Origin of the sequence: Paenibacillus sp. JNUCC-31, assembly GCF_014844075.1 — a bacterium.
GTDB lineage: Bacteria > Bacillota > Bacilli > Paenibacillales > Paenibacillaceae > Paenibacillus.
On record NZ_CP062165.1, the window covers coordinates 4,396,211 to 4,412,175 of the forward strand.

At 46.9% G+C, this 15,965-nt stretch carries 6 protein-coding genes, 2 rRNA genes and 2 pseudogenes; 6 read left to right on the forward strand and 4 right to left on the reverse strand.

What is annotated here, in order from left to right:
• Positions 1 to 5 precede the first annotated feature (5 nt).
• The 3 genes from JNUCC31_RS19200 to JNUCC31_RS19210 all read left to right on the forward strand — a co-directional run bounded on the left by JNUCC31_RS19200 (position 6) and on the right by JNUCC31_RS19210 (position 3,134).
• Complete coding sequence (locus JNUCC31_RS19200) at positions 6 to 1,154, forward strand: S1C family serine protease (RefSeq protein WP_192263417.1); 1,149 nt, start codon at positions 6 to 8, stop codon at positions 1,152 to 1,154.
• A gap of 120 nt (positions 1,155 to 1,274) precedes the next feature.
• Positions 1,275 to 1,874: a TetR/AcrR family transcriptional regulator gene (locus JNUCC31_RS19205; RefSeq protein ID WP_192273147.1), complete on the forward strand. Its 600-nt coding sequence runs from the start codon at positions 1,275 to 1,277 to the stop codon at positions 1,872 to 1,874.
• A gap of 39 nt (positions 1,875 to 1,913) precedes the next feature.
• Positions 1,914 to 3,134: an MFS transporter gene (locus JNUCC31_RS19210; RefSeq protein ID WP_192263419.1), complete on the forward strand. Its 1,221-nt coding sequence runs from the start codon at positions 1,914 to 1,916 to the stop codon at positions 3,132 to 3,134.
• A gap of 97 nt (positions 3,135 to 3,231) precedes the next feature.
• Here JNUCC31_RS19210 and JNUCC31_RS19215 read toward each other — a convergent pair whose 3' ends face one another.
• From JNUCC31_RS19215 to licT, 3 genes and pseudogenes are all read right to left on the reverse strand, one after another.
• Positions 3,232 to 4,641 carry a glycoside hydrolase family 1 protein gene (locus JNUCC31_RS19215; RefSeq protein WP_192263421.1) on the reverse strand — a complete coding sequence of 470 codons (1,410 nt, stop codon included), beginning with the start codon at positions 4,639 to 4,641 and terminating at the stop codon, positions 3,232 to 3,234.
• Between the two features lie 42 nt (positions 4,642 to 4,683).
• Positions 4,684 to 6,582 (reverse strand): annotated as a pseudogene (locus JNUCC31_RS19220) (beta-glucoside-specific PTS transporter subunit IIABC).
• A 184-nt stretch (positions 6,583 to 6,766) separates the two neighbouring features.
• Positions 6,767 to 7,627 (reverse strand): annotated as a pseudogene (gene licT, locus JNUCC31_RS19225) (BglG family transcription antiterminator LicT).
• Between the two features lie 312 nt (positions 7,628 to 7,939).
• On the opposite strand from licT, the gene JNUCC31_RS19230 reads away from it, so the two are divergent.
• Entirely contained in the window at positions 7,940 to 8,107 is a 168-nt protein-coding gene (locus JNUCC31_RS19230; RefSeq protein ID WP_064642109.1) for a DUF3934 family protein, read from the forward strand.
• 172 nt (positions 8,108 to 8,279) lie between these two features.
• On the opposite strand, the gene JNUCC31_RS19235 is transcribed toward JNUCC31_RS19230, so the two are convergent.
• Positions 8,280 to 10,046 (reverse strand): methyl-accepting chemotaxis protein, encoded by a 1,767-nt coding sequence (locus JNUCC31_RS19235; RefSeq protein WP_192263423.1) that lies wholly within the window; start codon positions 10,044 to 10,046, stop codon positions 8,280 to 8,282.
• Positions 10,047 to 11,043: 997 nt separating this feature from the next.
• Here JNUCC31_RS19235 and JNUCC31_RS19240 point away from each other — a divergent pair.
• A 16S ribosomal RNA gene (locus JNUCC31_RS19240) occupies positions 11,044 to 12,596 on the forward strand.
• 310 nt (positions 12,597 to 12,906) lie between these two features.
• Positions 12,907 to 15,953, forward strand: a 23S ribosomal RNA gene (locus JNUCC31_RS19245).
• The 16S and 23S rRNA genes sit together here, the layout of an rRNA operon.
• Positions 15,954 to 15,965 lie beyond the last annotated feature (12 nt).

Sequence of the window (15,965 nt, forward strand, 5' to 3'; positions counted from 1 at the left end):
TTGGAATGGCCAAACGAACATGGAGTACGATCATATCCAGTGCCATAATTATTGGTGCTGGGGCAGGAGGCGTGTTCTGGATACATCAGCATTCAGTAGATCAGCTGCAGGATGGGCCCAGACTGGCCGTTGTCGCTGCGAAGGAAACGGAAAATGCGGCAAAGACGACTGCTTCCAAGAAACCTGAGAAGAAGACGCGCAAACAGATTATTGAAGAGAGCCAGAAGAAAGTGGTCACGATTGAGAGCAGCAGTGGATTGGGTTCCGGTTTCCTCTACAATGATCAGGGGGACATCGTCACAAATGCGCATGTGGTGGAAGGCTCAAAAGAAGTGATCGTCCGTACCCTGAGTCATGAGGAATATAAAGGGACAGTGATTGGTATGGGAGAAGAGACGGACGTGGCTATTGTCAGGGTACCGGATCTGAAAAAGGTCAAACCACTATCCATTGCCAAATCCAAAGCCGAGATCGGAGACGAGATCCTGGCACTGGGCAGTCCACTCGGACTGGAAAACACCGTAACTACGGGGATTATTAGCGGTGTAGGACGCAGCTTTGAAATAGCACCTTATATGTATAGCAATCTTTATCAGATCTCAGCGCCTATAACCCATGGTAATAGTGGCGGACCACTGATTAGTGCGGAGACGGGCGAAGTGCTCGGCATCAATTCAGCTGTGGTGGAGCAGGAAGGCGGAATTGGCTTCAGCATCCCTATGACCAGTGTGCTCAAGCAGGTACAGGCTTGGTCCAAGAATCCTTCAAGTACAACGACGATTCAGACGGCAGGAAATACGCATTCAGGCTCAACCTCCGCCTCAGTGGAAGCAGAGACACTTGTGACAGATTTCTATATGAGCCTGAATCTGAATGATTATGTAACCGCCTATGCATTGCTCGGCAGCGAATGGCAGAGTGGGACGACATATGCCAAGTTCCGCGAAGGGTATATAAATACGAGCTATGTAACAATCGGAGAAATGGCCTCTACGACCAACGAAAATAAAGAGATGGAAGTGGTGGCAGTCATTACTGCCGATGAGCGTAGAGATGGCGAGTATGTAACAACAAAATACAAGGTTACGTATCAGATAGGGTCTGAGAACGGCCAGCTGAAAATATTGCATGGCCAGGGCAAAAAGATCAAATAAAGCGAGGGAGGGGAGTTGGCAGATATGCCAACTCTCCTTTTTTGTTGATTATGCGCGATGGTTCTGTTAAAATACAGAACGAACGTTCAGTATGCGCGAGGTGGAGTGAAACGTATGAATATGAATAAAAAGCAACTACAAACCGAACAGACCAAGAAGAAACTTGCGGATGCCTCAAGAGCCCTTTTTGTGCAAAAAGGATATAAAGCAACGTCCATTGAAGATATTGTGGCTGCGACGGGCAGCAGCAAAGGAAATATTTATTACCATTTCAAAAGCAAGGAAGGTCTGTTTCTCTACCTGATTGATGAGTGGGATCGGGAGTGGGAAGAGAATTGGGCGGCCAAGGAACATCTGTATCATACGTCTACGGAGAAGATTTACGGCTTGACGGAACAATTGGTCCTTGATGACATGAATCACCCGCTGACGAAGGCGGCAGATGAGTTTTTCACCGGAGAAAAGAAAGAAAACGATATTGAAGAACGCATAGCTTTGATGTTTGAGCGGCATATTCAATTTAACAAACAATTGGTGGAACAGGGGATAGAGAGCGGAGAGTTCAAGGCGGACAACGCAGACAATCTTGCTCTCATTCTGGAAAGTACCATTATTGGACTTAGTCAGCTGTCGCGCGGAATGGAGCCAGAACAGGCTCTTGCCTTGTATCGTCAGGCGGCTAGCGTATTCTTGTATGGAATAGCAAAAGATAAAGCTTAAGCTTAAGGCAACATTTTGACAACTACGGAGGATGGAATCATGGCATTACTAACACGGAACAGGGGCGCATTGCTGCTGTTGATGTTTAATATTTTTCTCGTTTTTACAGGAATAGGGCTAGTTGTGCCCATTATGCCTGCGTACATGGATCTACTGCAAATCACCGGCTTCACGGTTGGTTTGCTGGTCGCAGCATTTTCCTTCACGCAGTTTCTGTTTTCTCCGGTTGCGGGCCGTTGGTCTGACATCCTGGGACGCAAAAAAATTATCGTTGGCGGCATGTTAATCTTTGCTGTATCGGAGTTTATGTTTGGTGCTGTGAATGCACCATCGCTGCTCTTCGCGGCCCGGATGCTTGGCGGAATCGGTGCAGCGATGATTTTTCCGGCAGTTATGGCGTATACCGCAGATATTACCACAGAGGAAGAACGCGGAAGAGGTATGGGATTAATCAATGCGGCAATTACTACAGGATTTATCATTGGTCCGGGGATCGGCGGATATATCGCTGACTTTGGCATTCGGATTCCTTTCTATGCCGCAGGTATTGCAGGTTTGCTGGCATCCATCATTACGTTAATCATTTTGCCCGAATCGACCAGAATTACCGGAGAGCAAACCAAACCTGTTGCGGGTGCACCGAAGGTCAAAAGCCCGGGCATGGTTTCCCAGTTGCTGCATTCGTACCGGGAGCCTTACTTTTTCAGTTTGATTATCGTATTTGTCATGGCGTTTGGTCTGGCTAACTATGAGACGGTCTTTTCGCTGTTTGTGGATCATAAATTTGGCTTCACCACCAAGGATATTGCATTTATTATAACGTTTGGTTCCATTGCAGGAGCGGTGGTGCAGGTCTCACTGATTGGCTGGCTGTTAAACCGATTTGGTGAGAAAAAAGTCATTTCAGTCTGCTTGCTCTTTGTCGCAGTATTTGTACTGTTGACTCTGTTTGTGAACACCTACTGGATGATTCTTGTCGTAACGTTTATCGTTTTCCTTGGTATGGATATATTGCGTCCGGCAATCAGTACGCAGATGTCCAAACTGGCGGAAGAACAGCAGGGTTTTGTGGCCGGATTGAACTCAGCTTATACAAGTTTGGGAAATATCGCGGGTCCAATTGTAGCGGGAGCACTATTTGATGTGAATATTAACTACCCTTACGTTTCGGCAGCCGCCGTTCTGGCAATCTGTTTCCTTTTATCTCTGCGGGTGTTAAGAGGTGTTAAATCCACAGGTAGTGCCAAAGCAGAAATGTAATTCTGATTTGAATAAGAGTACGTGAGTGAACCAACACCAAAAGCCAGTCGGCTGCACATGAACCATGTGTAAACGACTGGCTTTTTATTTTACAGTATTAACGGACTTCTCCATTGGTTTCGATCAGTTTTTGATACCAATGGAAGCTCTGTTTTCGAATGCGTCTTAATTCTTTGATATCGAATTCTTCCCGCTCCACGTAGATGAATCCATAACGTTTGCTTGATCCCTGATGTGTGCTGACCAGGTCAATCGCAGACCAAGGGCAGAAGCCAAATACATCTACACCGTCTGTAATAGCCAGTTGAATCTGTTCGATATGTTTATTGAAAAACTCGATGCGGTACGGGTCGTTGACCACGTCGCCTTCCTCCAGTTTATCAAATGCACCCAGACCATTCTCGGTAACGATCAATGGCAGATGATAACGGGAATAGATCTGGCGCAGTGTTGAACGGAAACCAACGGGATCAATTTCCCAACCAAATTCAGTCTTTTGCAGATTTGGATTTACAGATCCTCTATATGCGCCTGGTTCACCGACGATTTCGTGCTGATCTCCTGTATGGGAGAAGTCATTGCCATCGTTCAGACTTTCACCAACGGTTTGGGAAGTGTAGTAGTTGAATGCAATAAAGTCAGGGTTTCCTTGAGCCAGAAGATCCATGTCTCCATCTTCAATGACAGGGGTATATCCTTTTTCTTCGAGATAACTCCAGGCAATATGATTGTAGCGTCCATATACCGCCATATCGAGATAGAGCCAGTTTCGAATGGCAGCATAGTTATCAGCAGCGAGCGTATCCTCCGGTTTGGAACTCGCGGGATAGATTACACCGATATTGGGAGCTGGGCCGATTTTGGCTTCAGGAAGCATCTCGTGACACAGGACCATGGCTTTGGCTTGAGCGACCAGCATGTGATGATTTTGCTGATACAGCGTTTTTTGCGGATCAACAAGCGTTGTATCCAATGTACCCAGAGAGCCGGGATGCAGGATCAGCATATTTTGTTCGTTGATGGTCAGCCAATATTTGACCCGGTCACCGTAGTTCTCATAAAGGGTTTTGGCATATTGTTCAAAGGCTTCTATTGTTGCGCGGTTGGACCAGCCCCCTTTTTCTTCAAGTGCATATGGAAGATCAAAGTGATACATGGTCACAATGGGCTCAATGCCGTATTTAATTAACTCATTAATGAGAGAATCGTAAAATGCGAGACCTTTCGGGTTCACTTCACCTGCTCCTTGCGGATAGATGCGTGTCCAGGCGATGGAGAAGCGATAGGCTTTGAAGCCCATTTCGGCCATCAGCGCTACATCTTCCTTGTACATATGATAGTGATCACTTGTTACCTTGAAGTCGGTTACGCCTTCCACATGATTGCCCATGTCGATGACTGAAGGGCCTTTGCCATCTTCGTTCCAGGCTCCCTCGAACTGATAGGCGGAGGTTGAACCTCCCCAGAAGAAATCTTTGGGAAATGGCTTGAGTTGGGTATGCTTCATTGTTAGTTCCTCCTAAATTGAATACATAGGTTATAAGTTAAGTTAGACAACCAAAGTTAACAGGACATCGTTTTTCTTTACATGCTCTTGAGTCGTTTCGAATACATCCACTTCCTGCTGCGTAAGAGTCACAATGACAGGAGTCACGGTCTCGTATCCGGCTTCCTTGATTTTATCGATTTCAAATTGGATCAACAGATCGCCTTGTCTAACGATATCACCTTCCTGAACGACAGGAGAGAAGTGTTTTCCCTTCAGCGCTACTGTGTTGATGCCAACATGAATCAGAATTTCCGTTCCTGCGTTGGTCGTTAATCCAATGGCATGTCCAGTAGGGAAGAGTGAAGTTACAACGCCATCCACCGGAGCGACAACTTCACCAATTTCAGGGACAATCGCTAATCCTTTACCCATGGCACCTGTTGAGAAGGCTGGATCATTTATGGTGCTCAAGGCTACAGCTTTACCTGTAAGCGGGCTATAGATTAGTTCCTTTTTGATTTCAGTTGTCTTTGCCTCAGTTACGACAGGAAGTTCTTCCGTTGTAATTTCAGCCGCTGAGTTGGAGACCGATTCATTTTTTTCGGCAGCATTGTCTTTGGTTTTGCTTTCGTAACCGAACATTACGGTTAATACCGCCCCTATAGCAAAAGAGCAGGCAATCGCAATCACGTAGACAACCGTTGGTGTATAGACAGGAATGGCAAATAAATTATGGAACACATAAGCAGTCATTTTAACACCAAAGTGACCATTAATGGCGCCGCCAATCGCACCTGCAATGACAACGATAGGAATTACACGTTTATAACGCAAGATCAGACCGTATACAATGGGTTCAGTTACCCCTGCAAGTAAACCGGTAAGGCTGGTGGAGCCTGCAAGAGTTCGCAGCGTTTTGTTCTTTTTGGCTTTCAGGAAAATACCAAAGGCTACACCAATTTGTGCAAACACGGCTGCAGCAGCCATAGCCTCAATCGGATCGCCGCCAACCCCAATATTCTGAATCGTAATCGGTGTGAAGCCCCAGTGGAGTCCGAAGACTACCATGAAAGTCATGAATCCGCCCAGTACAATTCCTGACAAAATGCCGCTGACGCCAATAAGTCAAGTTACGCCGGAGGAGATCCAGTCACCTACCGTGGTGCCGAATGGTCCGAAGGCCATTGCAGATAAAGGAACCATAATCATCAGAGCAATCATCGGTACCAGGAATAATTGCAGATCCTTCAAAATGATCTTCTTCAGCTGCTTGTCGAGTACAGCGTAGATGCTGATGGATATGAAAATCGGGAACACGCTGGCTGAATAATTCATCATGACAACGGGTATGCCGAGGAACGATACATCCGAGCCTTTATCCATCAGTCCGGTGAAGTTTGGCTCCATCAGAGCGGCACCAATTACCCCGGCTACATAGGGATTGGTTTTCAGTTTCATACCGAGTGTGATACCGAGGAAGATAGGCAAGAAATAGAAGACAGCGTTGCCAGCAGCGGATAGAATCAGGTACGTGTCACTTGTATCAGACATCCATCCAAGCATGGTCAGGACGGTCAGCAAAGCTTTTAACATACCTGATCCAGCCATGGCCGGGATTAACGGTGAGAAACTTCCGGATATAATTTCAAAAACTTTGGATAATACCGAGGTCTTTTCCCCTGTGGACTCCGTAGATGAGGAGGAATCCCCTCCAAAATCTCTGTTCTTCATGATCTCTGCATATACATGAGCTACATTGCTGCCAATAACGACCTGGAACTGTCCGCCGCTTTCGACAACGGTGATGACACCGTCGTGTTTCTCAAGTGTTTCGCGTTCTGCTTTTTTTGAATCTTTCAGATCGAATCTCAGCCGGGTTGCACAGTGGACAAGCCCGTTGATATTGGCTTCACCGCCGACGAGGCGAACGATGTCATCCCCCATTTTTTTATGATCCATGTTCATTCTCCTTTGTTGTTAAGATTGCCTGAAAACAAAAAAATACCTAAACGAATGGCTATGATCATCGGAAAAATGACCCGCTGCCAATCATTTAGGTATCGCCTGCTTTACCGGTAACAATCCTTGTCGTTAAGTTGTGAGACCTACTATAAATGACGCCGAAATCGTTTGCAAGCTTTTTTTATTCAGCGTCCAGCATATCGTTACGGGAAGTGACACGGTGAATATGGATCGTCAAATACACTTTTTCATCAATGGACATGGCGCTTTCAAACTTCTCTTCAAGGTACTGATTAATCAATTGGGTACACTGAAAAGCCTTGGCATACTTGTCTTTAACCTGCTCATACAGGAAGTTGTCCCCCGAAGCAAATTGCTCCTGTTCGTTACTCAGCATTCTCTGAACAAAGTACTGCAGATGGGTAATAAACCGGGAATAATTAAATGAATTTTCATCCAGGGCGATGTGGTAATGATTGGTGACAATGTTGAAAATATCATCAATAACCTCGGTGATTTAAACTGTCTGTTTCATCCCCTGACCATCTTGGCGGGCGTTGACAAAATGCATGGCAATAAAGCTGGCCTCATGTTCATCCATTTGGATGCCAAATTGTTGCTGGATCAGCTCCACGGCGTTCATGCCAATCCAAAATTCCTTTTTGTAAAACTTCTTAATCTGCCACAAAAGGGAGTTCTTCAACCCTACGGAATTGCGGTACCGTGTAATGGCGAATTGAATATGATCGATTAACGAAATATAGATATTATCACTAAAAATATCGCCCATTTCCTTTTTGGCATAGGCCACTATTTCGTCAGCCAATTTTAAGTATTCAACTGATGTTTCACCGATCAGATCAATCAGTTTTTGCGGTATTTTATCCGATTTCAGCACAAAGGTTTTTTCGATTTTATCCTCATCCACGGGCTGTCCATTTTTCTTCTTGAAACCCAGACCGTTGCCAATGACAACAAACTCATGCCCTACCTGATTCTCGGCGCGAATGACGTTGTTGTTGAAAATCTGTCGGATAATCATATAGGTGTTCACCTCAATAGCACATAATAAATAACAAAAACCCAAACAAAGGCATGTTGGACAGCCTTTTGTTTGGGTATCGCCTGCTTACCAGTAACAATCCCGAAGAAGACGCAGCTTCCTCTTTCAATTATGTCCACTATACCGCTTTCATAACAGAATAACAATACAATGATTTATGGAAATGAACGTAAAGACGTCGATTTTTGTTATAATAAGAAATGCTGGAAGTGAATAATATGGGCTGGGTTGCATAACAAGTTACCGAGGACGGTCATTTTTAAGCATATACAGGATTATTGGAGTGATAACATGAGTAAAGCAAAAGGAAAAGGCGGCACCGGCCGTGGTACTGGCAAAAAAGGCTGGAACCGTTGGCAAGCCGCCGCTAACCGGGCGAAAAGTGCCCCGAAGCCATATAAAAGTAAAGGTACGAAGAATAAAACCGATGCTGAAACGCCAAGTGACAAGTCCGTGTAAATACACCAAAGATCTAATGGAAGAGGGAGCTACCTGAAGATGAGGCGGGTCTCTTTTTATTTCATCGCAAGCGAATCATATTAAACGAATAACAAAAAACCAAGACGCAGGAGTTACCCTCAAGCATCTTGGTTTTTTGTTAACGTTCTTATTGTTTACTTGGTATTCAGCTCTAGTTTGCCCTTACTTTAAAGAAGGAGATCAGTTCTTGCAATTGGCCCGATACAGCCGAGAGTTCATCAGAGGCAGCAACAATGGAAGCCATGGATGACTCCTGTTCGGCAATGGATTGCTCGATCTGTTTGCTGCTATGTGCTGCTTTGCTGACGCTCGCAGACAACTCATCCGCAGTAGCGGACATTTCCTGTGTGCTGGCGGATATTTCTTCGGTTGAGCTGGAGATATCCTGAATTTGGTTAGCGACTTTGTTTGTAGCTGTTAAAATATCTTCAAAGAATTGCCCCGTCTCCATAGTGACATGAGATCCCTTCTCCACTTCTTGGGAGCCAAGCTGCATAGCTTCGGCAGATTGAAGGATATCGCGCTGAATGCCGTCAATTAAGGTACGGATCTGTTTGGCAGAATCCTGTGACTGTTCAGCGAGTTTGCGTACTTCCCCTGCAACCACCGCGAACCCTTTGCCTTCCTCACCAACACGAGCTGCCTCAATGGAAGCATTCAGGGCGAGCAAATTAGTCTGTTCCGCAATTTGTGTAATCATATTCACGATGCTGCTAATTTCGTTGGAGCGGCTTTCCAAAGACTGTATGGATTCCGATGTGTGCTTCACCGCACCCGAAATCAGGCGCATCTGTTCAATGACCTGTTGCATGATTTCATGTCCTGAATTAGAACGTTGTTCCATGCTTAGGGCTTCATCCGCTACATCTGCAGAACTGCTGGCAATGGTCTGTACAACGGTAGACATTTCCGTCATTGCTCGGGCACTTTCCACGCTGGCCTTATCCTGAGAGCGAAGGCCGTGAGAGATGTCCCGGATATTACTGCTGATCATCTGGATGTTATCATTATTTTTCTCGGAAATATCTAATAATTTTTTGGATGAATCAGAGAGGTGATAGGATGTCGTTTGCACTTTGAACATCGTGTCATTGAATCGCTGAATCATCGTATTGAATTTTTCATTGATAATTCCCAGATCATCCCGTCCGGTTTGGATGGTTACATCCAGATTGCCTGCGCTTGCAGTCTCAATACCTTTCATGAGATCACGGATTGGCTTAAGTGTTTTCTTCAATAGAATATATTGCAGTATCATAAACAAGATCAGGAAACCGATAAGGAAAATACTACTGTATGTAATCAGCTTATGAAGTCCTTTTGGAACTGCGTTTGCATCAACGTCGAAGTAAAGTGCAGCGTACATTTTTCCTTCGGCATTTTTAATAGGGTACATAATCGTAGTCCAAGTACCATATTCGTCCGTATAAAAGCTGCTTAATGCAGGCTTCTCGTCTTTTTTCATACCTTCAAGAGCTATAACATTTTTCTGTGGTAATGGATACATTGAACCTGCTGCCATATTGCTTTCTTCAAATGGCCCGAGCAGGTTGGTAGGAATCGCGATGATGGACGTCTGATTTCCTTCCTTCAGTTCAGTGCCGAAGATATAGGCTTGTGCAATATTGGGATATAGCTCATGGATGGAATCCAGGTATTCTCTTAATTCTTTCTGAACAGGTCCGGAATAACTTTTCTCATTTACTGCTTCAAGTACTTTGTCTGTGTCCAGATCATCAAACCATTTCTGAGTCGTAACCTCAGCTTGCTCGTACAATTGTTGACTCAAAATATTCTTTTGCAGTTGATATCCCGCTGTAATCAGGATAACCCCAATTAACATAATGCTGCCGAATGAAATAACGAGATTTTTAGCAAAGAAGGGAAGAGTACTCCACCGTATCTTATCTAACAACATAGTTCACTCCTTTTTCTAATTGTGACCATCTGGATGCGTGTTGATCTGCGTTTGGTGCTATGTATCCATGTGATATATCGTAAGAGGGCAAGACTAATGTTAGTTTTTGAATGAAAATGATGCTTTAGTACCAAGGTTTTCAGAATTCCCCTCATTTCTTTCATTATTATGTTCATTATTAAAAAATGCGCAAATCTATTAGGGTAATTTTATTAAAGATTGGGGTAATGAAATGCCAAAAAGATTAAGATCCCTTCATTTTGAGAAATGAATTGTTGCCTAACATGTATATACATAAAGGGAAGAGGGGTTATGTTGATATAAAGATACGCGCATATATGAAATACATTAATACGCAAAAATGACTCAACGAGACTTTGCGAATATTGGAAAGATCACTGAATGATCTATTGAAAGACAGCAGTATATAGATGAAGTTAACTTAGTAAGTGATGACATTAATGAAGAAAAGTTTTCTCGGCCCTACGAATCAAACTGTTATTAGAGTAGGCATGGGGATTACAACCAATTAAGGCTGTCCCACAGAACTCGTAAGGCGGTTTCGTAGATTTCGTTAGCTTAACAACCGCTGGAGTGCATTTATAATAGGAGAGTAGATCAACTCAATGTAGTGAATAAAATTAATTTATAATATGGGTTGTAATTAGTATTAGAACATGATATATTATTAATCCGGCCAAGAAAACACGAGAAACACGGTGCGGCAAGCAAATGAAATAAGCTTCGAAAGAAACTTAAAAAAAAGCTTGCAAAGTTGGTTCGGACGTGATAATATATAAGAGTTGCTGAAGAGAACAACGGCGGCAGCATAAACAAGTTTGATCTTTGAAAACTGAACAACGAGTGAGTAACGGTCTTGCTTGCAAGATCGACGCTGAGAAATCGGTATTCGTCTTCGGACGGTATGGTTTCGAAGCACAAATGAGATTTTTAATCTCGTCAGTTTCAAATTGAGCTAATCGCTCTTTTCAATACTTTATTGGAGAGTTTGATCCTGGCTCAGGACGAACGCTGGCGGCATGCCTAATACATGCAAGTCGAGCGGAGTTGACAGGAAGCTTGCTTCCTTGATACTTAGCGGCGGACGGGTGAGTAACACGTAGGCAACCTGCCCTCAAGTTTGGGACAACTACCGGAAACGGTAGCTAATACCGAATAGTTGTTTTCTTCGCCTGAAGGAAACTGGAAAGACGGAGCAATCTGTCACTTGGGGATGGGCCTGCGGCGCATTAGCTAGTTGGTGGGGTAACGGCTCACCAAGGCGACGATGCGTAGCCGACCTGAGAGGGTGATCGGCCACACTGGGACTGAGACACGGCCCAGACTCCTACGGGAGGCAGCAGTAGGGAATCTTCCGCAATGGGCGAAAGCCTGACGGAGCAATGCCGCGTGAGTGATGAAGGTTTTCGGATCGTAAAGCTCTGTTGCCAGGGAAGAACGCTTGGGAGAGTAACTGCTCTCAAGGTGACGGTACCTGAGAAGAAAGCCCCGGCTAACTACGTGCCAGCAGCCGCGGTAATACGTAGGGGGCAAGCGTTGTCCGGAATTATTGGGCGTAAAGCGCGCGCAGGCGGTCATTTAAGTCTGGTGTTTAATCCCGGGGCTCAACCCCGGATCGCACTGGAAACTGGGTGACTTGAGTGCAGAAGAGGAGAGTGGAATTCCACGTGTAGCGGTGAAATGCGTAGATATGTGGAGGAACACCAGTGGCGAAGGCGACTCTCTGGGCTGTAACTGACGCTGAGGCGCGAAAGCGTGGGGAGCAAACAGGATTAGATACCCTGGTAGTCCACGCCCGTAAACACGATGAGTGCTAGGTGTTAGGGGTTTCGATACCCTTGGTGCCGAAGTTAACACATTAAGCACTCCGCCTGGGAGTACGGTCGCAAGACTGAAACTCAAAGGAATTGACGGGACCCGCACAAGCAGTGGAGTATGTGGTTTAATTCGAAGCAACGCGAAGAACCTTACCAGGTCTTGACATCCCTCTGACCGGTACAGAGATGTACCTTTCCTTCGGGACAGAGGAGACAGGTGGTGCATGGTTGTCGTCAGCTCGTGTCGTGAGATGTTGGGTTAAGTCCCGCAACGAGCGCAACCCTTGATCTTAGTTGCCAGCACTTCGGGTGGGCACTCTAAGGTGACTGCCGGTGACAAACCGGAGGAAGGTGGGGATGACGTCAAATCATCATGCCCCTTATGACCTGGGCTACACACGTACTACAATGGCCGGTACAACGGGCTGTGAAGCCGCGAGGTGGAACGAATCCTAAAAAGCCGGTCTCAGTTCGGATTGCAGGCTGCAACTCGCCTGCATGAAGTCGGAATTGCTAGTAATCGCGGATCAGCATGCCGCGGTGAATACGTTCCCGGGTCTTGTACACACCGCCCGTCACACCACGAGAGTTTATAACACCCGAAGTCGGTGGGGTAACCGCAAGGAGCCAGCCGCCGAAGGTGGGATAGATGATTGGGGTGAAGTCGTAACAAGGTAGCCGTATCGGAAGGTGCGGCTGGATCACCTCCTTTCTATGGAGAATCGTTTCCCGCGTGGAAACATTCAAATACAAAATCTAGCCAGGTCGGCTAGTTACTCACTCGTTGCTCAGTTTTGAGAGCTCAAACTCTCAAACAGCTTGCTTTTGCATGGAGCTTGTTCTTTGAAAACTAGATATCGAAACGAAAAATGCGAATTAGAACATTCCTTTTTAGCTGAACTTGTGTAAACAAGTTTCAATAAAAACGGTAGATTGCATGAGCGAGTGATCGAAATGGAGCGAATTTTGGCTTTGGACGCAGTCCAAAACAAGCGGAGCGACAGCTCGAACACGAGCGGAATGGTTAAGCTACTAAGAGCACACGGAGGATGCCTAGGCGCTAGGAGCCGATGAAGGACGTGGCGAACAACGAAACTGCCTCGGGGAGCTGTAAGCAAGCTTTGATCCGGGGGTGTCCGAATGGGGAAACCCAGCTGGGGTAATGTCCAGTTACACCTAACTGAATACATAGGTTAGTGTGAGGCATACCAGGGGAACTGAAACATCTAAGTACCCTGAGGAAGAGAAAACAATAGTGATTCCGTCAGTAGCGGCGAGCGAACGCGGAGAAGCCCAAACCAGAGAGCTTGCTCTTTGGGGTTGTGGGACGTCTCACATGGAGTTACAAAGGAGCCGGTTAAACGAAGAGGTCTGGAAAGGCCCGCCAAAGAAGGTAAAAGCCCTGTAATTGAAAGTCTGCTCTCTCCGAGACGGATCCCGAGTAGTGCGGGGCACGTGAAACCCCGTATGAATCCGGCAGGACCATCTGCCAAGGCTAAATACTTCCTAGCGACCGATAGTGAAGCAGTACCGTGAGGGAAAGGTGAAAAGCACCCCGGAAGGGGAGTGAAATAGAACCTGAAACCGTGTGCTTACAAAAAGTCAGAGCCCGTTTTAGGGGTGATGGCGTGCCTTTTGTAGAATGAACCGGCGAGTTACGTTCCCGTGCAAGGTTAAGGTGAAGAGCCGGAGCCGCAGCGAAAGCGAGTCTGAATAGGGCGAATGAGTACGTGGACGTAGACCCGAAACCGGGTGATCTACCCCTGTCCAGGGTGAAGGTGCGGTAACACGCACTGGAGGCCCGAACCCACGCACGTTGAAAAGTGCGGGGATGAGGTGGGGGTAGCGGAGAAATTCCAATCGAACTCGGAGATAGCTGGTTCTCCCCGAAATAGCTTTAGGGCTAGCCTCGGAAAACAGAGTCGTGGAGGTAGAGCACTGATTGGGTGCGGGGCCCGCAAGGGTTACCAAGCTCAGTCAAACTCCGAATGCCATAGACTTACTTCCGGGAGTCAGACAGTGAGTGCTAAGATCCATTGTCAAAAGGGAAACAGCCCAGACCATCAGCTAAGGTCCCCAAGTGTGTGTTAAGTGGGAAAGGATGTGGAGTTGCACAGACAACCAGGATGTTGGCTTAGAAGCAGCCACCATTGAAAGAGTGCGTAATAGCTCACTGGTCGAGTGACTCTGCGCCGAAAATGTAACGGGGCTAAACACACCACCGAAGCTATGGCTTGGATCGACTTCACTGCTTCTTTGAGGCGGTGTTTACCACAAGGACATTTTTGTCTGACAAGAGATGATATCTTGGATGACCAAATGCTTCTCAGGGGATAAACACAGGACTTCGAAGCTGGAGTGAAGTCGATCCAGGGGTAGGGGAGCGTTGTATAAGGGTTGAAGGTGTACCGTAAGGAGCGCTGGACATTATACAAGTGAGAATGCCGGTATGAGTAACGAAAAGATCAGTGAGAATCTGATCCGCCGAAAGCCTAAGGGTTCCTGAGGAAGGCTCGTCCGCTCAGGGTAAGTCGGGACCTAAGGCGAGGCCGAAAGGCGTAGTCGAAGGACAACAGGTCGAAATTCCTGTACCACCGTAAGCCGTTATGAGCAATGGGGGACGCAGCAGGGTAGTGACGCGGACTGATGGATGTCCGTCTAAGCAGTGAGGCTGATGTGTAGGCAAATCCGCACATCGTAAGGCTGGGCTGTGATGGGGAGCGAAAATTATAGTAGCGAAGGTCATGATCTCACACTGCCAAGAAAAGCCTCTAGCCAGGTGATGGTGCCCGTACCGCAAACCGACACAGGTAGGCGAGAAGAGAATTCTAAGGCGCGCGGAAGAACTCTCGTTAAGGAACTCGGCAAAATGACCCCGTAACTTCGGGAGAAGGGGTGCCCCGGTAGTGTGAATAGCACGAGGGGGCCGCAGTGAAAAGGCCCAAGCGACTGTTTAGCAAAAACACAGGTCTGTGCGAAGCCGTAAGGCGAAGTATACGGGCTGACGCCTGCCCGGTGCTGGAAGGTTAAGGGGAGCGGTTAGGAGCAATCCGAAGCTGTGAACCGAAGCCCCAGTAAACGGCGGCCGTAACTATAACGGTCCTAAGGTAGCGAAATTCCTTGTCAGGTAAATTCTGACCCGCACGAATGGCGTAACGACTTGGGCGCTGTCTCAACGAGAGATCCGGTGAAATTTTAATACCTGTGAAGATGCAGGTTACCCGCGACAAGACGGAAAGACCCCATGGAGCTTTACTGCAGCTTGATATTGAATTTGGGTACGATCTGTACAGGATAGGTGGGAGCCTTTGAAGCGTGAGCGCCAGCTTGCGTGGAGGCACCGTTGGGATACCACCCTGATCGTATCTAGGTTCTAACCTGGTACCGTAATCCGGTGCGGGGACAGTGTCAGGTGGGCAGTTTGACTGGGGCGGTCGCCTCCTAAAGAGTAACGGAGGCGCCCAAAGGTTCCCTCAGAATGGTTGGAAATCATTCGAAGAGTGCAAAGGCATAAGGGAGCTTGACTGCGAGACCTACAAGTCGAGCAGGGACGAAAGTCGGGCTTAGTGATCCGGTGGTACCGCATGGAAGGGCCATCGCTCAACGGATAAAAGCTACCCTGGGGATAACAGGCTTATCTCCCCCAAGAGTCCACATCGACGGGGAGGTTTGGCACCTCGATGTCGGCTCATCGCATCCTGGGGCTGAAGTAGGTCCCAAGGGTTGGGCTGTTCGCCCATTAAAGCGGTACGCGAGCTGGGTTCAGAACGTCGTGAGACAGTTCGGTCCCTATCTGTCGTGGGCGTAGGAAATTTGAGAGGAGCTGTCCTTAGTACGAGAGGACCGGGATGGACGTACCGCTGGTGTACCAGTTGTTCCGCCAGGAGCACCGCTGGGTAGCTATGTACGGAAGGGATAAGCGCTGAAAGCATCTAAGCGTGAAGCCCCCCTCAAGATGAGATTTCCCAGTATGTAAGACCCCTTGAAGACGACGAGGTAGATAGGCTGGGGGTGGAAGTGCAGCAATGCATGGAGCTGACCAGTACTAATCGGTCGAGGGCTTATCCAAATATGCAGGTTG

What these genes read in the sequence shown, in the direction of transcription:
- JNUCC31_RS19200 (WP_192263417.1), top strand. Translation starts at nt 6, where the DNA reads ATGGCCAAACGAACATGGAGTACGATCATATCCAGTGCCATAATTATT.
- JNUCC31_RS19205 (WP_192273147.1), top strand. Translation starts at nt 1,275, where the DNA reads ATGAATAAAAAGCAACTACAAACCGAACAGACCAAGAAGAAACTTGCG.
- JNUCC31_RS19210 (WP_192263419.1), top strand. Translation starts at nt 1,914, where the DNA reads ATGGCATTACTAACACGGAACAGGGGCGCATTGCTGCTGTTGATGTTT.
- JNUCC31_RS19215 (WP_192263421.1), bottom strand. Translation starts at nt 4,641, where the DNA reads ATGAAGCATACCCAACTCAAGCCATTTCCCAAAGATTTCTTCTGGGGA.
- JNUCC31_RS19230 (WP_064642109.1), top strand. Translation starts at nt 7,940, where the DNA reads ATGAGTAAAGCAAAAGGAAAAGGCGGCACCGGCCGTGGTACTGGCAAA.
- JNUCC31_RS19235 (WP_192263423.1), bottom strand. Translation starts at nt 10,046, where the DNA reads ATGTTGTTAGATAAGATACGGTGGAGTACTCTTCCCTTCTTTGCTAAA.